Origin of the sequence: Rhodoferax saidenbachensis (assembly GCF_031457975.1) — a bacterium.
Taxonomy (GTDB): domain Bacteria; phylum Pseudomonadota; class Gammaproteobacteria; order Burkholderiales; family Burkholderiaceae_C; genus Allorhodoferax; species Allorhodoferax saidenbachensis_A.
Window position 1 is genome coordinate 20,012 of the sequence record NZ_JAVDXO010000009.1, and the last position, 17,695, is coordinate 37,706.

17 protein-coding genes and 1 riboswitch are annotated in these 17,695 nt (G+C 65.1%); of the genes, 14 read left to right on the forward strand and 3 right to left on the reverse strand.

Going from position 1 to position 17,695, the window contains the following annotated elements; genetic code table 11:
• The first annotated feature begins 24 nt into the window (after nt 1–24).
• Nucleotides 25–125: riboswitch (TPP riboswitch) on the forward strand.
• An 86-nt stretch (nt 126–211) separates the two neighbouring features.
• The 5 genes from thiC (at nt 212) to thiD (ending at nt 5,830) form a co-directional block, all read left to right on the forward strand.
• Entirely contained in the window at nt 212–2,098 is a 1,887-nt protein-coding gene (thiC, locus tag J2X15_RS16740) for a phosphomethylpyrimidine synthase ThiC (protein ID WP_310344869.1), read from the forward strand.
• A 2-nt stretch (nt 2,099–2,100) separates the two neighbouring features.
• On the forward strand, nt 2,101–3,147 hold the full coding sequence (locus tag J2X15_RS16745; protein WP_310344870.1) for an FAD-dependent oxidoreductase: 1,047 nt from the start codon (nt 2,101–2,103) through the stop codon (nt 3,145–3,147).
• A complete protein-coding gene (gene thiS, locus J2X15_RS16750; RefSeq protein WP_310344871.1) occupies nt 3,144–3,371 on the forward strand; it encodes a sulfur carrier protein ThiS in 228 nt (75 codons plus the stop codon). The genes J2X15_RS16745 and thiS overlap by 4 nt, the downstream gene beginning before the upstream one ends.
• Nucleotides 3,372–3,374: 3 nt before the next feature.
• Nucleotides 3,375–4,271 carry a thiazole synthase gene (locus J2X15_RS16755; RefSeq protein WP_310344872.1) on the forward strand — a complete coding sequence of 299 codons (897 nt, stop codon included), beginning with the start codon at nt 3,375–3,377 and terminating at the stop codon, nt 4,269–4,271.
• Nucleotides 4,272–4,348: 77 nt separating this feature from the next.
• Nucleotides 4,349–5,830: a bifunctional hydroxymethylpyrimidine kinase/phosphomethylpyrimidine kinase gene (thiD, locus tag J2X15_RS16760; protein WP_310344874.1), complete on the forward strand. Its 1,482-nt coding sequence runs from the start codon at nt 4,349–4,351 to the stop codon at nt 5,828–5,830.
• On the opposite strand, the gene J2X15_RS16765 is transcribed toward thiD, so the two are convergent.
• Nucleotides 5,814–7,295, reverse strand: a complete 1,482-nt coding sequence (locus tag J2X15_RS16765) for a Do family serine endopeptidase (RefSeq protein WP_310344875.1) — start codon at nt 7,293–7,295, stop codon at nt 5,814–5,816. The two genes, thiD and J2X15_RS16765, sit on opposite strands and share 17 nt — an antisense overlap.
• A gap of 130 nt (nt 7,296–7,425) precedes the next feature.
• Here J2X15_RS16765 and J2X15_RS16770 point away from each other — a divergent pair, with 130 nt between their 5' ends.
• The 7 genes from J2X15_RS16770 (at nt 7,426) to J2X15_RS16800 (ending at nt 13,385) form a co-directional block, all read left to right on the forward strand.
• Nucleotides 7,426–8,607: an acetyl-CoA C-acyltransferase gene (locus J2X15_RS16770; RefSeq protein ID WP_310344877.1), complete on the forward strand. Its 1,182-nt coding sequence runs from the start codon at nt 7,426–7,428 to the stop codon at nt 8,605–8,607.
• A gap of 43 nt (nt 8,608–8,650) precedes the next feature.
• Complete coding sequence (locus J2X15_RS16775) at nt 8,651–9,337, forward strand: SDR family oxidoreductase (RefSeq protein WP_310345225.1); 687 nt, start codon at nt 8,651–8,653, stop codon at nt 9,335–9,337.
• Between the two features lie 28 nt (nt 9,338–9,365).
• The gene (locus tag J2X15_RS16780) at nt 9,366–10,496 is read left to right on the forward strand and encodes an acyl-CoA dehydrogenase family protein (RefSeq protein ID WP_310344878.1); all 1,131 of its coding nucleotides are present in this window, start codon (nt 9,366–9,368) and stop codon (nt 10,494–10,496) included.
• Between the two features lie 93 nt (nt 10,497–10,589).
• Nucleotides 10,590–11,348 carry a substrate-binding periplasmic protein gene (locus tag J2X15_RS16785; protein ID WP_310344881.1) on the forward strand — a complete coding sequence of 253 codons (759 nt, stop codon included), beginning with the start codon at nt 10,590–10,592 and terminating at the stop codon, nt 11,346–11,348.
• 15 nt (nt 11,349–11,363) lie between these two features.
• Nucleotides 11,364–12,275 carry an MBL fold metallo-hydrolase gene (locus J2X15_RS16790; protein ID WP_310344883.1) on the forward strand — a complete coding sequence of 304 codons (912 nt, stop codon included), beginning with the start codon at nt 11,364–11,366 and terminating at the stop codon, nt 12,273–12,275.
• A 31-nt stretch (nt 12,276–12,306) separates the two neighbouring features.
• Nucleotides 12,307–12,714, forward strand: a complete 408-nt coding sequence (locus J2X15_RS16795; protein WP_310344885.1) for a YchJ family protein — start codon at nt 12,307–12,309, stop codon at nt 12,712–12,714.
• Nucleotides 12,711–13,385, forward strand: a complete 675-nt coding sequence (locus tag J2X15_RS16800; RefSeq protein WP_310344887.1) for an HAD family hydrolase — start codon at nt 12,711–12,713, stop codon at nt 13,383–13,385. Before J2X15_RS16795 ends, J2X15_RS16800 begins: the two co-directional genes overlap by 4 nt.
• Here the strand turns inward: J2X15_RS16800 and J2X15_RS16805 are convergent.
• On the reverse strand, nt 13,382–14,050 hold the full coding sequence (locus J2X15_RS16805; protein WP_310344888.1) for a glutathione S-transferase family protein: 669 nt from the start codon (nt 14,048–14,050) through the stop codon (nt 13,382–13,384). The genes J2X15_RS16800 and J2X15_RS16805 overlap by 4 nt on opposite strands.
• Before the next feature lie 82 nt (nt 14,051–14,132).
• Nucleotides 14,133–15,164, reverse strand: coding sequence for an AraC family transcriptional regulator (locus J2X15_RS16810; protein ID WP_310344890.1), 1,032 nt, complete (start codon nt 15,162–15,164; stop codon nt 14,133–14,135).
• Nucleotides 15,165–15,286: 122 nt separating this feature from the next.
• On the opposite strand from J2X15_RS16810, the gene J2X15_RS16815 reads away from it, so the two are divergent.
• Nucleotides 15,287–16,894 carry a carboxyl transferase domain-containing protein gene (locus J2X15_RS16815; RefSeq protein ID WP_310344892.1) on the forward strand — a complete coding sequence of 536 codons (1,608 nt, stop codon included), beginning with the start codon at nt 15,287–15,289 and terminating at the stop codon, nt 16,892–16,894.
• A gap of 10 nt (nt 16,895–16,904) precedes the next feature.
• Nucleotides 16,905–17,684 carry an enoyl-CoA hydratase/isomerase family protein gene (locus J2X15_RS16820; protein WP_310344894.1) on the forward strand — a complete coding sequence of 260 codons (780 nt, stop codon included), beginning with the start codon at nt 16,905–16,907 and terminating at the stop codon, nt 17,682–17,684.
• The last annotated feature ends 11 nt before the right edge of the window (nt 17,685–17,695 follow it).

Below are 17,695 nucleotides of genomic sequence, written 5' to 3' on the forward strand. Positions count from 1 at the left end.
GTGGCGTGTGACTTGGCGTACACTCCGCCCTGCCCGGGGTGCGCAATGGTTGCGCTGAGATGGATACCGAACCCGCGAACTTGATCTGGTTCATACCAGCGTAAGAAGTGCAGCGCAGCCGACGGCCGAATGCCGTCCGGGCGGCGTCTTTTCTCATCAGTTTGCGGGGCAGGTGTCTTTTCTGTCTTCGGGTCTTAACCGGAGATATCCCGTGAACGCACCCGACAAACTCGCCCAGTTCATTCGCCTCACGCGCGAACCGCTTCCCGCCTCCACCAAACGCTATTTGCAAGGCAGCCGCCCTGACATCCAGGTGCCGCTGCGCGAAATCATGCAGAGCAACGGCGAAGCCATCACCGTCTACGACACCTCCGGCCCCTACACCGACCCGCGCGCCGATATCGACGTGCGCCAGGGCCTGCCGCTGGTGCGCCAGGGTTGGGTGGATGGTCGGGGTGATACCGAGTTGTACGTGGGTCGCCCGCCTTTTGCCTTGGACGATGGCCTGAAAAATGGCGAGACTGATGCGCTGGCCGCCCTGCGTGCCCAGGCCGCCGGCCTGCAACGCCAGCCACGCCGAGCAAAAGGCGGTGTGGGCAGCGGCGCCAACGTGACGCAGATGCACTACGCCCGCAAAGGCATCGTCACCCCCGAGATGGAGTACGTGGCCCTGCGCGAGAACCAGAACCTGGAATGGCAGGCGCAGTACCTGGGCAATGCCGAGCGCGAAGCGCGCCTGGCGGGCAACAGTTTTGGCGCCAGCATCCCCAAGGTGGTGACGCCCGAGTTTGTGCGCGATGAAGTGGCCCGTGGCCGCGCCATCATTCCCGCCAACATCAACCACACCGAGCTGGAACCCATGGCTATCGGCCGCAACTTCCTGGTCAAGATCAATGCCAACATTGGCAACTCGGCGGTCACGTCCAGCATCGAGGAAGAAGTGGAAAAACTGGTCTGGTCCATCCGCTGGGGCGCAGACACCGTCATGGATTTGTCCACCGGCAAAAACATCCACACCACGCGCGACTGGATCGTGCGCAACAGCCCCGTGCCCATTGGCACCGTGCCGATTTACCAGGCGCTGGAAAAGGTGGGCGGCATTGCCGAAGACCTGACCTGGGAAATCTTCCGCGATACGCTGATCGAGCAGGCCGAGCAGGGCGTGGACTATTTCACCGTGCACGCTGGCGTGCGTCTGCCTTTTATCCATCTGACGGCCAACCGCGTGACGGGCATCGTGTCGCGCGGCGGCTCCATCATGGCCAAGTGGTGCATTGCCCACCACAAAGAGAACTTCCTCTACACGCACTTCGACGAGATGACGGAGATCATGAAGGCGTACGACGTGAGCTACTCGCTGGGCGACGGCCTGCGTCCTGGCAGCGGCGCGGATGCGAACGACGAAGCCCAGTTTGCCGAACTGCGCACGCTGGGTGAACTCACGCACAAGGCCTGGCAGCAGGACGTACAGGTGATGATCGAAGGCCCCGGCCACGTACCCATGCACATGGTGCAGGCCAACATGACCGAGCAGCTCAAGCACTGCGGTGAGGCCCCGTTCTACACGCTCGGCCCTCTGACCACCGACATCGCGCCGGGCTACGACCACATCACCAGCGGCATTGGCGCCGCCATGATTGGCTGGTTCGGCACGGCCATGCTGTGCTACGTCACGCCCAAGGAACACCTGGGCCTGCCGGACCGCGAAGACGTGAAGGTCGGCATCATCACCTACAAGATTGCCGCCCACGTGGCCGACGTGGCCAAGGGCCATCCGGGTGTGCGGGCGCGTGATGACGCGCTGTCCAAGGCGCGCTTCGAGTTCCGCTGGATGGACCAGTTCAACCTCTCGCTGGACCCGGAGACTGCCAAGCAGTTCCACGACGAAACCCTGCCCGCCGAAGGTGCCAAGGTGGCGCATTTCTGCAGCATGTGCGGCCCCAAGTTTTGCTCCATGAAGATCACGCAAGAGGTGCGCGAGTACGCCAAGAACCTGGGTGTGAGCGAGGAGCAGGCGCTGCAGTCGGGCATGGATGTGATGTCCGACGCGTTCAAGAAGGTGGGCGGGGAAATCTACATTCCGATCGCGAAGGCCTGAGCGTGGCGGCGAAGCGCATCGGCATTGCCGGCGCGGGCGTGCTCGGGCGGCTGCTGGCGTTCACGCTCAGCCGCGCGGGCCACGCCGTGCAGGTGTTCGACCCCGCATCCGGTCCCGGTCCGCGTGCGGACTCGGGCTCGCTGGCCGCGGGCTGGACGGCCGCGGGCATGCTGAGCCCGGTGGCCGAGCTGGAACGCGCGGGCGCCGAGGTGTTTGCGCTGGGCCTGCGCTCCTGCGCGCTATGGCCGCAGATCGTGCAGAGCTTGAATCAACCCGTGGAGCTGCGCATGGAGGGCAGCCTGCTGCTGGCGCACCGCAGCGATGCGGGCACCGCCCAGCGCGTGGTCGGGTTGCTGCAGGCCAAAGCCGATGCGCCCCACCAGCCGCAGCCGTTGACGCCAGCGCAGTTGCGCGAACTGGAGCCGTCCATCAGCGGCCCGGCACTAGCCTGGCTGTTGCCCTGCGAGGGGCAGATTCATCCTATACAGGCATTGCAAGCACTGGCTGCGCAGGCCACCGCGCAGGGCGTGCAGTGGCATTGGGACTTAGCAGTGAGTGCGGTGGAGTCTGGTGCGTTGCAGGTGGGCGATGCACAGCATCGCTTTGACCATGTGTTCGACGTGCGCGGCGTCAGCGCCAAGCCTGCGCTGCCCGTGCGCGGTGTGCGCGGCGAGGTGTTCTGGCTGCACGCGCCCGGCGTGCCGCTGCACCGCCCCGTACGCCTGCTGCACCCGCGCCATTCGGTCTATCTGGTGCCGCGCCCGGACGATGTAATCGTGGTCGGCGCCAGCGAGATCGAGAACGAGGACCGATCCCCCGTGTCGCTGCGCAGCACGCTGGAACTGTTGAGTGCCGCGCACAGCGCCATCCCCGCACTGGCCGAAGCGCGAGTGCTGCACACCGAGACCAACCTGCGCCCCGCGCTGCCTGACAACCTGCCCGTGGTGCGCCACAGCGCGGGCAAAACAGAAATCAATGGCCTCTTCCGCCACGGCTGGCTCATCGCGCCCGCCTTGGTAGAGCAGGCCCTGCACGAGTTATCGCTATGAGTACCTCAGACACTGCGCTGCACACCATCACCGTGGTGGTGAACGGCAACCCCGAGAGCACCACTGCCTCTACGCTGCAAGCCTGGGTGGAAGCGCGCGGCGTACTGCCCGCAGCCCTGGCCACCGCCGTCAACGGTAATTTCGTGCCACGCAGTCTGCGCGCCCAGCTGCCGTTGACTGAGGGCGACACCATCCTGACCTTCCAACCCATTGAAGGAGGTTGAACCATGTCCGCAACACCAAGAGACTGGGAGGCCGGGCGTTCTGCGCAGGTCAAGGAGGAGCCCGCAAAGCGGGCGGGGGACACGGAGCAGAACGCCCGGCCTCCTAGTCGCGCCCACGACCAGAGCGAATGGCAGATAGGCGGTCGCACGTTAACGAGCCGCTTCTTCCTCGGCACCGCCAGCTACCCCTCACCCCAAGTGCTGCAAGAAGCCATCGCCGCCTCCGGCGCCCAAGTCGTCACCATGGGCCTGCGCCGCCAACTCGCCCACGGCGCTGAAGCAGGCGACTTCTTTGCCCTCATCAAAGCCACAGGTGCCGACCTGCTCCCCAACACCGCCGGCTGCCACACTGCGCGCGAAGCCATCACCCTGGCCCACATGGCGCGCGAGTTGTTTGACACGAAATGGATCAAGCTCGAAGTGGTGGGCGACGCCCACACGCTGCAGCCCGACCCGTTTGAGTTGCTGACTGCCGCTACACAGCTGGTCAAAGACGGCTTTGACGTCTTCCCCTACTGCATGGACGACCTGGTGAGCTGCCAGCGCCTGCTGGACGCGGGCTGCAACATCCTCATGCCCTGGGGCGCGCCCATCGGTTCGGGCCAGGGGCTAGTCAACCCCGGCGCGCTGCGCACCCTGCGCGCGCGCCTCCCGGGCGTGCCGCTCATCGTGGACGCGGGCATAGGCTCGCCGGCCGACGCAGTGCAGGCCATGGAGCTGGGGCTGGACGCTGTGCTGCTCAACAGCGCGGTTGCCCACGCCGTGGACCCGGCGCGCATGGCGCGTGCATTCAAGCTCGGCATCGAATCTGGCCGCCTCGCGTTTGAGGCCGGCGTCATGGCCCGCCAAGACATGGCCGTGGCCTCCACGCCGGTAGCGGGCCATCCTATCTTGCTCTGATGGTTGCTATGAAAAAAGAAGCTACTCGCGCAATGCCTATGAGGGCTAGAAGTACATTAAGCACTGAAATGCACTTGGTGGCCGCTGGAGCACGTCCCATAGTCTGGGGCATTGCCGGCTCCGACTCCGGCGCAGGCGCCGGTCTGCAGGCGGATCTCAAAGCGGTGCACGCCTTTGGCGTGCATGGCTGCACAGCCGTGGCGGCCGTTACTGCGCAAAACTCGGTGGCCGTCACGCGCGTGGAGCCTGTCAGCGCCGAGCTGCTGGACGCGCAACTGGCCGCCCTCGCGCAGGACATGCCGCCGCACGCCATCAAGACCGGCCTGCTGGGCAGCGTGGACAACGTGCGTGTGGTCTGCCAGTGGGTAGACCGCTTGCGCGCGCAGGGCTTGCCGGTGGCGTTGGTGGTGGATCCGGTGCTGGGCGCGAGCACGGGCACCGCCTTTGCCGACGACGCGGTGTGCCAAGCCTATGTCACCGAGCTGCTGCCACGCGCCACGCTGGTGACGCCGAACCGGGCAGAGGCCATACGCCTGGGATTGGCGGAGCCCACCGCGCAGCAGGCGCTGCGGGCACAAGGTGTGTCGCTGTGCATCACCGGCGGTGATGCGGATGATGCGCAGGCCAGCGACTGGTTCAGCGGCCCACAGGCCACAGGCTGGCTCAGCCTGCCGCGTGTGGCGACCAACCACCACCACGGCACGGGTTGTACGTTCGCGTCCACCGCCGCCGCCGCGCTGGCCAGTGGCTACTGCGTGGCCGATGCGGTGGTGCTGGCCAAGATGGCCACCACCCACGCGCTGCGCCACGCCTATGCCGCAGGGCAGGGCGCGGGCCCGGTGCAAGCCCTGCCGGACTTTGCGCAGCACATCGACAACCTGCCCGCCTTCACGCTGCCGGGAGCTACAGCGCCGCTGGCCATGCATGCGCTGCAGTCCTTCGCGCCGCTGAGCAACCCCGCCCTGGGCGTCTACGCCGTGGTCGACAGCGCCGCCTGGGTACGTCGCGTGCTGCAGAGTGGCATTCGCACGGTTCAGCTGCGCATCAAGGACCCGACTGAGCCCACGCTGGTTGCACAAATTGCAGAGAGCATTGCCATTGCGCGCGCCACGCCGGGTGCGCAACTCTTCATCAACGACCACTGGCAACTCGCCCTGCAGCACGGCGCCTACGGTGTGCACCTGGGGCAAGAAGATTTGGACACCGTGGACTTGGACGCCCTAAGAAAGGCCGGTATACGCCTGGGCCTCAGTACCCACAGCTACTGGGAAGTCGCCCGCGCTTGGGCCCTGCGCCCCAGCTACATCGCCTGCGGCCCCATCTTCGCCACGCAGAGCAAAGACATGCCCTGGATTCCCCAGGGGCTGGACAACCTGCGTTACTGGGCGAACGTGTTGCCGCTACCCGTGGTGGGCATCGCGGGCATTGACGCCAGCAATGTGGCAGAGGTGGCGGCCACGGGTGCAGCCAGCGCGGCGGTGATTTCGGCGATTACGAAGGCAGAGGATCCACAGGGTGCGTGTCAGGCGTTGCTGGCGGGCTTCAAACGCCTGCTTTAAGGTTCATCGCCAGAAAGCTCTTGTCACTGCCATGCTGTACCAGCAGCGCCACCGAACCCTTGGCCTGCATCAGCAGCGCGCGAGCTTGCTCTACGGACGTGACGGGCACCTGGTTGATGGCCAGCAGGATGTCGCCGGGCGCAATGCCGGCCTTGTCGGCTTCGGGTTGCACGCCCTCGACCATCAGGCCGTAGCGCGTGTCGGCGGCGCGTTGTTCCACCGGCAGCAAAGGGCGCACGGCCAGGCCGATGGGCACAAGGACGGGGACGTTGGGTGTCGCGTTGGTCACCGGTTTGCGCAGCGCAGGATCGTCCATGGTGGCGCGGGTTTGCACCGGTTTGCCGTTGCGCAGCACATCCACCTGCACCTGCTGGCCCGGTACCGCCATAGCCACCCACAGTGGCAGGTCGTTGGATGTTTCGATGGGGTGGCCGTCAATGCCCACAATCACATCGCCCAGCAGCAGTCCGGCCTTGGTCGCCGCACTGTCTGGTCGCACTTCGGCAATGAGCGCGCCCATGGGCTTGGGCAATTTGAACGCATCGGCCAGCGCTTGCGTGACCTCCTGGGCTGAGACGCCCAGCACGCCGTGTGATGCGTGGCCCGTGGCCACGATCTGGCGCTGTACCGATTGCGCCAGGTCGATGGGGATAGCAAAGCTCAGGCCCTGGTAGCCACCGCTGCGCGTGTAGATTTGCGAGTTGATGCCCACCACCTCGCCACGCGCGTTGAACAACGGGCCACCCGAGTTGCCGGGGTTGATGGCCGCATCGGTTTGGATAAAAGGCACGGTGTAGTCGTCGGGCAGCGTGCGGCTCTTGGCGCTGACCACGCCGGTGGTCACCGTGTTGTCCAGCCCAAAGGGTGAGCCAATGGCCAGCACCCATTCACCCACGCTCAAATCTGCGGGTTTGCCAATGGCCACAGTGGGCAGGTTGCGGGCTTCGATCTTCAGCACCGCCACATCGGTTTTGGCGTCGCTGCCCAGCACCTTGGCCGTGAACTCGCGCCGGTCGGTCAGCTTGACGATCACTTCGCTGGCATGGGCAATCACGTGGGCATTGGTCAGTACCAGGCCATCGGCACTGACGATGAAGCCTGAAGCGCGCCCACTCACGGGGATCTGCATGCTGGCGCCGGTGGCGCCAAACTGTTCCTGGAATTTGCGCAGAAACAGTTGCGTGGGGTCGTCGCCGTCACTGCTTTTGCTGTTGGTGGCACCGTCCTTGCCATCGGCCGTGACCAGGCGCGTGCCGCTCACGCTGATGTTGACCACAGCCGGGCCGTAGCGCTGCACGATCTGCGCAAAGTCCGGCGTGCCCAGCGTGCGGATGGTTGGCAGGGCGGCGCTTGCAGGGCTGGTGGTTTGCGCGTGGCCGTTGGCCAGCAGGCCGGCGCTAGCCAGGACGATGAGGACAGTGCGCGCCAAGCGCGGCAGGGGACGGGAAGTGGCAAAGGCGTTCATGCAACGATGGTGCCGGGCTTGCATAAAGACGTGTAGACCGCGCATGAAGCTGCGGTAAAGTTTTTCTGCCACAATTGACGTTTACGTAAACGTCAATTGCGTTCAACCACCCGGAACAACGAGGAAGACCATGTCAGACACCATCGTGATCGTCAGCGCCGCCCGCACCCCTATGGGAGCTTTTCAGGGCGATTTCTCCAGCCTTGCCGCCCATGACCTGGGCGGTGCCGCCATCCAGGCAGCCGTACAACGTGCGGGTATCTCGCCCGAGTTGGTGACCGAGGTGCTGTTTGGCAACTGCCTGATGGCGGGCCAGGGCCAGGCGCCTGCGCGCCAAGCGGCGTTCAAGGGCGGACTGCCCAAGAGCGCGGGTGCGGTCACCTTGAGCAAGATGTGCGGCTCTGGCATGCGTGCAGCCATGTTTGCGCACGACATGCTGCTGGCAGGCAGCCACGACGTGCTGGTGGCCGGTGGCATGGAGAGCATGACCAACGCACCGCACCTGCTGTTGAAAGGCCGCAGCGGCATCCGCATCGGCCATGACCGCGTGATGGACCACATGATGCTGGACGGCCTGGAAGACGCTTACGAGGCCGGCCGCTCCATGGGCACCTTTGGCGAAGACTGTGCCGCCAAGTACAGCTTCACCCGCGAACAACAAGACAATTTCGCCACAGCCAGCGTGCAACGTGCGCAAGCCGCTATCAAATCAGGAGCGTTTGAGGCTGAGATTACCCCCGTTACTGTCAAGACCCGTGTCGGCGACGTGCAGATCAGCGTGGACGAAGGCCCCGGCAAGATCAAGCTCGACAAAATCCCCACGCTCAAGGCCGCGTTCAAGAAAGACGGCACCATCACCGCAGCCAGCAGCAGCTCCATCAACGACGGCGCGGCCGCCATGGTGCTGATGCGCGCTGGCACCGCCGCCGAGCTGGGTTGCAAGCCGTTGGCCCGCATCGTCGCCCATGCCACCCACGCGCAAGAGCCCAACTGGTTTGCCACCGCCCCCGTGGGCGCCACGCAAAAGCTGCTGGCCAAAGCGGGCTGGAAAGTGGAGGACGTGGACCTGTGGGAAATCAATGAAGCCTTTGCCGTGGTGCCCATGGCGCTGATGGCCGAGCTGCACATTCCGCACGACAAAGTGAACGTGAACGGCGGCGCCTGCGCGCTGGGCCACCCCATTGGCGCGTCCGGTGCGCGCATCATGGTGACCCTGATCCATGCGCTCAAGGCACGTGGGCTCAAAAAGGGCGTAGCCACTCTGTGCATTGGCGGCGGAGAAGCCACCGCGCTGGCGCTGGAGTTGCTATAAATTCGGTAGCTGCTCGCGCATGTTACACGAGGGCTAGGAGCATATTTTGAACGTATTTGTCATCGGCGCGTCGCGCGGCATCGGTTTGGAAGTGGTACGCCAGCACCTGGAGGCGGGTGACCGCGTCATCGCCACCGCGCGCGATGACGCGGGCCTGCAACGTCTGCGTGACCTGGGCGCCCAGGCCATGAAGCTGGATGTGGCGGACCCCGCCAGCGTCAGCGGCCTGAGCTGGGCGCTCGACGGGGAGAAGCTGGACCTGGCCTATTACGTGGCCGGCGTCTTCAGCACCGAAGACGCCCAGTCGCCCCCGACCCAGCAGGCCTTTGATTCCATGATGCATGCCAACGTACTGGGCGCCATGCAGGCGCTGCCGCAGGTGGCACCCTGGGTGCAAGAGGCGCAGGGCCAGTTTGTATTTCTGACCAGCGACTTTGCGCAGATCGGCGGCGTGGAAAGCAGCCGCGGTTGGGTCTACCACGTGAGCAAGGCGGCGCTGAACATGGCCGTGGTGGCCGCGCAGCCCGACTATCCCAAGGCCCAGTTCCTGCTGATTCACCCCGGCTGGGTGCGTACCGAGATGGGCACACCCGATGCCCCGCTGCTGCCCGAAGAGAGCGTGGCCGCCATCCGCGCCACCGTGGCCGCACGCAAGACCGGCAAGGTGGGCTTTGTCTGCAGCGATGTGCCCTACCTGCGCTGGGACGGCACACCGTTTTCCAGCTGGTAAGCCCCAAGAACAACGACGAGAGACATCCATGCTGCTGACCCAAGACCAGGAAATGGTGCGCGACGCTGTGCGCGCCTTCGCACAGGCCGAACTCTGGCCCCACGCCGCGCAGTGGGACAAGGACCACACCTTTCCCAAGGCCGCCCACCAGGGCCTGGCCGCGCTGGGCGCCTACGGCATCTGCGTGCCCGACCACCAGGGCGGCGCGGGGCTGGACTATGTGACGCTGGCCCTCGTTCTGGAAGAAATTGCGGCCGGCGACGGTGGTACCAGCACCGTCATCAGCGTGACCAACTGCCCGGTCAACGCCATCCTCATGAAATATGGCAACGCGCAGCAGCAGAAGCAGTGGCTGGAGCCGCTGGCGCAGGGGCAATTGCTGGGCGCGTTTTGCCTGACCGAGCCGCATGTGGGCAGCGATGCCTCCAGCTTGCGCACCACCGCGGTGAAGGATGGCGACGGCTACGTCATCAACGGCGTTAAGCAGTTCATCACCAGCGGCAAACATGGCGATGTGGCCATCGTCATCGCGGTGACGGACAAAGGTGCGGGCAAGAAGGGTATGAGTGCGTTTCTGGTGCCCACCAACGCACCGGGCTATGTGGTGGCGCGCTTGGAAGACAAGTTGGGCCAGCACAGCAGTGACACCGCGCAGATCAACTTTGACAACTGCCGTATCCCCGCCGAGAACCTGATCGGCAAAGAGGGCGAGGGCTATGGCATCGCCCTGGGCGGGCTGGAGGGCGGGCGCATTGGCATTGCCGCGCAAAGCGTGGGAATGGCGCGCAGCGCGTTTGAGGTGGCCGTGACTTACGCCAAAGAGCGCCAGAGCTTTGGCCAACCCATCTTCAACCACCAGGCCGTGGGCTTTCGCCTGGCGGAGTGCGCCACGCAGATCGAGGCCGCTCGCCAACTAATCTGGCACGCCGCCGCGCTGCGCGACGCAGGGCGTCCGTGTCTCAAGGAGGCCGCCATGGCCAAGCTGTTTGCCAGCGAGATGGCCGAGCGTGTCTGTAGCGCCGCCATTCAGACCTTGGGTGGCTATGGCTATGTGAGTGACTTCCCGGTGGAGCGCATCTACCGCGATGTGCGCGTATGCCAGATTTACGAAGGCACCTCCGACGTGCAAAAAATCATCATCCAGCGCGCACTGGGGTGACAACGGAGGTAGTCCGATGGCGGGGCTTGCACATCCGGGGCGTTTGAGCGAATATTTCCCCATTACAGGGGGCGCTCCAAAGGGGCGGAATCGATGTTCATTCGTCAGATCTTGATTTTGGCTTGTGGCCTGTTGTGGTCGCTGGCAGGTGTGGCACAAATCCCGGCAGAGCTGCGCTTCTCCGGGGCATTGGGTTGGTACCCGATCTTTCCCTCACAAGACAAAAAAATGGTGTTGCCCGCGCTGGGCAACGATATCGCCCAGGAGCTGGCCCGGCGCCTCAATGTCAAAGCCAGCTGGACCCGGGACGTGCCTTGGGCGCGGCTGTGGACCATGATGGATGATGGCGACCTGGACCTGATTGTGGGCGGCGCCAACAACGCCGAGCGCAAAGAGAAATACCTGGTGCTGGAGCCCTTCATGACCAGTAGCTACCACGCGTATGTGCCCTGGGGCAAGCAGTTCAAGTTTGAAAAACTGGAAGACCTGCGTGGTAAGGCGGTCGCGCGCGGCCTGGGCTCCAAGTATGGCGACGAGTACGAAACCTTCCTCAAGGAAAGCAATTCCCCTGTGCAAGACATTGGTGGCGGGGTGAAGGAAAACCTGTTTCCCATGTTGGCCGCGGGCCGCATGGACTACATCGTGCAGGACCCGGTGGATGCGAACTATTGGCTCAAGCAAAACCGCATGGAGGGGCAGTTCGTTCCCTTACCCCGGCCCATCTGGACTTCGGATGTGTACATCTTTTTGTCCAAAAAATCCCCGTGGGCCAAAGACGCCGCGCTGCTGCGCAAGACCTTGCAGGACATGAAGAAAGACGGATTTCTGGCCAGTGCATTGGCCAAGTACTGAAAGCCATTTAACGACATGACATTGCCCGACAGCATCACCGTCCTCGAGCGCGGCTGGCTCTCTAGCAACAACATCCTGATCCGAGGCAGTGACATCGCGGTGCTGATCGACAGCGGCTATTGCACCCATGCCGAGCAGACGCTGGCATTGGTGGAGACCACGCTGCAGGGCCGGCCACTGGACTTGTTGCTTAACACCCATCTGCACAGCGACCACTGCGGTGGCAACGCTGCGCTGCAGGCCCGCTACCCCGCGCTGCACACCCTCATTCCCCCAGGCCATGCCGAGTACGTGCGCGTGTGGGACGCCTATGCGCTGAGCTACACGCCCACAGGGCAGCAGTGCCCGCAGTTCCGCATGGATGGTACGTTGGAGCCCGGTACCGAGATGCGCCTGGGTGATCTGCTGTGGCAGGTGCACGCCGCGCCAGGGCACGACCCGCACTCCGTCATCCTGTTCGAACCCGCCAGCCGCACGCTGGTGTCGGCTGACGCGCTGTGGGAACGCGGCTTTGGCGTGGTGTTCCCCGAACTGGACGGCGAGGGCGCGTTTGACGAAGTGGCCGCCACGCTGGACCTGATCGAGCGCCTGAACCCCGCCACCGTCATCCCCGGCCACGGAGCTCCGTTTGCCGATGCACCAGCCGCCATCGCCTTTGCGCGCCAGCGGCTGAATGGTTTTGTGCAAAACCCCGCCAAGCACCTGCAGTACGCGGCCAAGGTGTTGCTGAAGTTCAAGCTGTTGGAAGCCCAGCAGCTGGAGATGGACGCGCTGCTGGCTTGGGCCGGGCGCACACCGTTTTTTGCCTCCACCTTTGCCGCTGGTACGGCGGGGTTGGCTTTGGAAGAAGCGGCGGGCCAACTCGTCAAGGATCTGGTGCGTTCCGGCGCGGCCACGGTGCAGGGCTCGTTGGTACTGAACGCCTGAACGGTCGCCCGGCCAAGGCATGATGGCGGGCATGAAATCCTTGGACCCTGACAACGCCTGCCCCTGCGGCCGGCTGAATAGCAAGAAACCCGCACCCTATGGCCAGTGCTGTGGCCGCTGGCTGGACAGCGACACCCCCGCGCCCGACGCCGAAAGTCTGATGCGAAGCCGCTACTGTGCCTTTGCCCTGGAGCGTGCACCCTACTTGTTGCGCACCTGGCACGCCAGCCACCGCCCGTCAAGCATCGAGTTTGAGCCCGGTGTGAAGTGGCTGGGGCTGGAGGTGCGCAGCCATACGGTGCTGGACGCGACCCACGCCGAGGTGGAATTTGTGGCGCGTCAAAAACCGCTGGCTGGTCCCGCTGTGCGCCTGCATGAGCGCAGCCGCTTTGTATGGGAAGACGGCCACTGGCTGTATGTGGATGGAGATGCGCTGTGAAGTTTGATGCTGTGTTGTTTGACTGCGATGGTGTGCTGGTGGACAGCGAGCCGATTACCAACGGCGTGCTGCGCGACATGCTGGCCGAGCAGGGCTGGCGGCTGAGCGTGCAGGAATGCATGGATATTTTTGTCGGCAAGGCCGTGATCGACGAGTGCGCCCGCATTGAAGCGGAGACCGGCAAGCCGCTCACGCCCGAATGGATGGCCGAATTCCGCGTACGCCGCAATGTGGCGCTGGATGCGCAGGTGGCTGCCATTGCCGGTGCCGTGCCCGCGGTGGTAGCCGTGCATGCCAATGTGCAGGGGCGTATTGCCTGTGCCTCCGGGGCCGACCGAGCCAAGGTGGAAATGCAGTTGCAGAAGGTGGGCCTGTGGCCTTACTTTGACGGGCGGGTGTTTAGCGGCCACGAGATGCCACGCTCCAAGCCGCATCCTGATGTGTACCTCGCTGCGGCGCAGGCCCTGGGTGTGCCCGCCAGCCGCTGTGCGGTGGTGGAAGACACGGTGACTGGCATTGCCGCCGGTGTGGCCGCTGGCGCTACGGTGTTTGCGTATGCGCCTGCGGGTCAAGGCGATGTGCTCATCCAAGCCGGCGCCCACCAGGTGTTCACACATATGGACGCGCTGTACGCCTGTCTGCTGGGCGCCGACCTGCGCCAGCGAGCCTAGGGCCGAATGTCGGGCGATGGCGTGGTCGGCACGCCCTGGTCCAGCGCCGCTTGCTGCTGCACCTGCAGCGCCCGCTGGTAGGCCGGGCGCGCCTGCAGGCGCCGCCAGTAGGCAGCCACGGCGGGCGGAAACTGCGGGGATAGGCCCAGGTGCTGCGCCAGCAACAGCGCATAGCCCACGGCCACGTCGGCCGCGGTAAAGCGGCCCGCACACAGGTACTCCGCGTTGTGTAGCGCAGCGTCCACCGCGCGCAACCGCGCCAGAAACCAGCGTGCATAGTCGGCCGCCACCTGGGGCTGCAGGCGTTCGGGCGGCTCGAAGTGGGTGTAGCGCAGTACCAGGGTCTGCGGGAAGGTGAGGGTGGCGTCACTCATGTGCAGCCAGTTCAGGTAGGCGCCAAATGCTGCATCGTCCACCGGCACATCGAGTACGCCCGCGCTATGGCGTGCGGCCAGGTACTGGCACATGGCGGCGGATTCGGTCATGCGCGTCGCGCCGTCCACTAGCAGCGGCACCGTGCCTAGCGGGTTCTCCTGCAGGTAGTCACGCGCCAGCGCGCGGGGCGGAAAGGGCAACATGCGCAGTTCGTAGGGCAGACCCAGTTCCTCCAGCATCCACAGGGGCCGCAGGGAGCGTGCGCTGACGCAGTGGTGCAGAACAATCATGGCAAGCAGTGTAGGCTGGCGGCCGGTACAGGGTGTGCCACGGCAGGGTACAAATCACGCCAAATGCAGGGCGACAGGGGCTTCACGCCAGTGGTGTGGCGCTGCGGCGGAACTCGGCGGGGGACTGGCCGGTCCAGCCCTTGAAGGCGCGGATAAAACTCTTCTCGTTCTGAAAGCCAGCCGCCTCGGCCACCTGCTTGATGGGGCGCTGGGTGCGCAGCAGCAGCTCGGTGGCGCGGCTTTGGCGCACCTCGTCTTTCAGGGCCTGCAGCGTGGCGCCTTCTTCCTTGAGCTGGCGGTGCAGGGTGCGCGGCGACACATGCAACAGCGCGGCCAGCGCCTCGGCGCCATGCGTGTCCTGCGGCTGGGCGCCCAGCAGCTGGCGCACGCGCTGCACCAGCAGGCGGTCGCGCCGGTACTGCAGCACCGTTAAGGGCAGGGCGTGCTGCAGCATCTGCTGCAGGGCTTTCTCATCACGCCGCAGCGGGAGCTGCAGGTACTGCGCATCAAAACTGATAGCGGCCTGCGCTTGCCCGAAGCGGGTCGGGCCCGAAAACAGCACCTGGTAGGCCTCGGCGTGCGGCGGCGCCGCAAACGGAAACTGCGCGTGCAGGAGCGGAATGCGCGAGTCCACCAACCAGCAGGCCAGGCCATGGATGTTGCGCAGCACCGAAACCAGGCAGAACTCGCGCAACGCGCCCCGCTCGCCCAATTCCCGGTGCTCCGCAATGCTGATGCTGGCTGTGCTGCCAGTGGTCTGCAGCGTGAGCGTGATGTCGTCCGCAATCAGGCCATGGTGGCGGCACCAGCGCTTGACGGCCAGCGCCAGCGTGGGTGCGCTGATGGAGGCGCGCGCCAGCATGCCGTAGCTGCCCCAGGGCAGGCGGCGGCTGAACCAGCCCAGCGCCTCGTCGTCCAGTTCGCGCATGGCCAGGTCCGAAATGCGCTCCATCTGCCAGGCGGTGATGCGGGCTTGCTCCTGCGGCACCTGCTCTGGCGCAATCTGTGCCTGCGCCAGGGCGCTGGCCGGGTCGTGGCCGTAGCGCGCGTAGGCGGCCACAATGGCTTGGACAAAGGCCATGGGCGTGGCGGCAATGGGGCTGGGGTGCGGCATGCCCGCAGTGTGCCAAAAAATGCGCAGGATGTGGCAGGATTTGCAACCTCAGTGGCGTCCCGCCCGGCGGGCGGCGGACGCACAATGCCTGCTGACTGTCCAACCCCTGACCGGATGCGCCCATGACGATTCTGGAATCCCAGCTCAACCCCCGCTCGGCCGATTTTGTGGCCAATGCTAGCGCTATGCGCGCCCTGGTCGATGACCTGCAGGCCCAGGTGGCCCGCATTGCCGAAGGCGGCGGCGAGGCGGCCCGCGCCAAGCATGTGGCACGTGGCAAGCTGCTGCCGCGCGACCGCGTGGCCATGCTGCTGGACCCCGGCACACCGTTTCTGGAGCTGGCACCGCTGGCCGCGCTCAACGTCTACGACAACGCGGCACCGGGCGCCGGCATCGTGGCCGGCATTGGCCGTGTGAGCGGGGTGGACTGCATGGTTGTGTGCAACGACGCCACGGTGAAGGGCGGCACCTACTACCCGCTGTCGGTCAAAAAGCATTTGCGCGCGCAGGAGATTGCGGCGCAAAACAACCTCACCTGCATCTACCTGGTGGACAGCGGCGGCGCCAACCTGCCCAACCAGGACGAGGTGTTTCCCGACCGCGACCACTTTGGCCGCATCTTCTTCAACCAGGCCAATATGAGCGCACAGGGCATTGCGCAGATTGCCGTGGTCATGGGCAGTTGCACTGCTGGCGGCGCCTATGTGCCCGCCATGAGCGACGAGACCATCATCGTCAAGAACCAGGGCACTATCTTTTTGGGTGGCCCGCCGCTGGTAAAGGCGGCGACGGGCGAGGTGGTGACGGCCGAAGACCTGGGCGGTGGCGATGTGCACACGCGCTTGTCCGGTGTGGCGGACCACTTGGCGCAGAACGACCTGCACGCGATTGCCCTTGCCCGCCAGGCAGTCGCCCATTTGAATAAAAAGAAGCCTCCAGCCCTTGCCACACTTGCGCCAATAGCTCCTAAATATGTAGCGGATGAGCTGTATGGGGTGATTCCCACCGACACGCGCAAGCCCTTTGATGTGCGCGAGATCATTGCCCGCATCGTGGATGGCAGCGAGTTCCATGAGTTCAAGCCGCGCTATGGCGCCACGCTGGTTTGCGGCTTTGCCCACATCGAGGGCATGGCGGTGGGCATCATCGCCAACAACGGCATTTTGTTCAGTGAATCGGCCCTCAAGGGCGCGCACTTCATCGAGCTGTGCTGCCAGCGCAAGATCCCGCTGGTCTTCTTGCAGAACATCACCGGCTTCATGGTGGGCCGCAAGTACGAGAACGAGGGCATCGCGCGCAACGGCGCCAAGATGGTGACCGCCGTGGCCACCGCCAAGGTACCCAAGTTCACCATCATCATCGGCGGCAGCTTTGGCGCTGGCAACTACGGCATGTGTGGCCGCGCCTACAGTCCGCGCTTTTTGTGGATGTGGCCCAATGCGCGCATCAGCGTCATGGGTGGCGAGCAGGCGGCTAGCGTGCTGGCTACCGTCAAGCGTGACGGCATTGAGGGCAAGGGTGGGCAGTGGAGTGCGGACGAGGAAGAGGCCTTCAAGGCGCCGATCCGCCGCCAGTACGACGAACAGGGCCACCCCTACTACGCCAGCGCCCGCCTGTGGGACGACGGGGTCATTGACCCTGCCGACACGCGCCGTGTGCTGGCCCTGGGCCTGAGTGCGGCATTGAATGCGCCGATCGAAGACACCAAGTTTGGTGTCTTCCGCATGTAAGGGGCTCGCCATGACCGCACTGACCCTGACCCACACCGGCGCGCTGCTCACCATCACGCTGAACCGCCCCGAGGTGCGCAACGCCTTCAACGATGAGGTGATTGCCGAGCTGACCCAGGCCTTCCAGACCGCAGCGGCGAGTGCCGAGACACGCGTCGTGGTGCTGGCGGCCGAAGGCCCCGCCTTCTGCGCGGGTGCCGATCTGAACTGGATGCGCCGCATGGCCGACTACACGCGTACTGAGAACCTGGCGGACGCCGCCAAGCTGGCCGAGATGCTGCGCGTGATGTATGCCTGCCCCAAGCCCACCATTGCGCGCATCCAAGGCGATGTGGTCGCCGGTGGCATGGGTCTGGTGGCCGCGTGTGACATGGCGGTGGCCGTGGACAGCGCGGGCTTTTGCCTCAGCGAGGTGAAACTGGGCCTGATCCCCGCCACCATCAGCCCGTATGTGGTGCGCGCCATGGGCGCACGCGCCGCGCACCGCTACTTTTTGACGGCCGAGCGCTTCAGCGCGCCGGAGGCGCATCGCATCGGCTTTGTGCACGAGGTGGTGCCGGCCGAGCAGCTGGACGCCAAGGTGGCCGAGCTGGTCAAAGCCCTGGTCAATGCCAGCCCGAATGCCGTGCGCAGCTGCAAAGAGCTGGTGCAGACCGTGGCCGGCCGAGAGATTGACGGCACCCTGATCGCCCACACCGTGGAAGGCATTGCCGACATCCGCAGCAGCAGCGAGGGCAAGGAGGGCGTGCAGTCCTTCCTGCAAAAGCGCAAACCGAACTGGCTGGTCTGAGTTCCCGAGGA

What these genes read in the sequence shown, in the direction of transcription:
- J2X15_RS16765 (WP_310344875.1), bottom strand. Translation starts at nt 7,295, where the DNA reads ATGAACGCCTTTGCCACTTCCCGTCCCCTGCCGCGCTTGGCGCGCACT.
- J2X15_RS16770 (WP_310344877.1), top strand. Translation starts at nt 7,426, where the DNA reads ATGTCAGACACCATCGTGATCGTCAGCGCCGCCCGCACCCCTATGGGA.
- J2X15_RS16815 (WP_310344892.1), top strand. Translation starts at nt 15,287, where the DNA reads ATGACGATTCTGGAATCCCAGCTCAACCCCCGCTCGGCCGATTTTGTG.
- J2X15_RS16755 (WP_310344872.1), top strand. Translation starts at nt 3,375, where the DNA reads ATGTCCGCAACACCAAGAGACTGGGAGGCCGGGCGTTCTGCGCAGGTC.
- J2X15_RS16780 (WP_310344878.1), top strand. Translation starts at nt 9,366, where the DNA reads ATGCTGCTGACCCAAGACCAGGAAATGGTGCGCGACGCTGTGCGCGCC.
- J2X15_RS16805 (WP_310344888.1), bottom strand. Translation starts at nt 14,050, where the DNA reads ATGATTGTTCTGCACCACTGCGTCAGCGCACGCTCCCTGCGGCCCCTG.
- J2X15_RS16820 (WP_310344894.1), top strand. Translation starts at nt 16,905, where the DNA reads ATGACCGCACTGACCCTGACCCACACCGGCGCGCTGCTCACCATCACG.
- thiS (WP_310344871.1), top strand. Translation starts at nt 3,144, where the DNA reads ATGAGTACCTCAGACACTGCGCTGCACACCATCACCGTGGTGGTGAAC.
- J2X15_RS16810 (WP_310344890.1), bottom strand. Translation starts at nt 15,164, where the DNA reads ATGCCGCACCCCAGCCCCATTGCCGCCACGCCCATGGCCTTTGTCCAA.
- J2X15_RS16795 (WP_310344885.1), top strand. Translation starts at nt 12,307, where the DNA reads ATGAAATCCTTGGACCCTGACAACGCCTGCCCCTGCGGCCGGCTGAAT.
- J2X15_RS16790 (WP_310344883.1), top strand. Translation starts at nt 11,364, where the DNA reads ATGACATTGCCCGACAGCATCACCGTCCTCGAGCGCGGCTGGCTCTCT.
- J2X15_RS16785 (WP_310344881.1), top strand. Translation starts at nt 10,590, where the DNA reads ATGTTCATTCGTCAGATCTTGATTTTGGCTTGTGGCCTGTTGTGGTCG.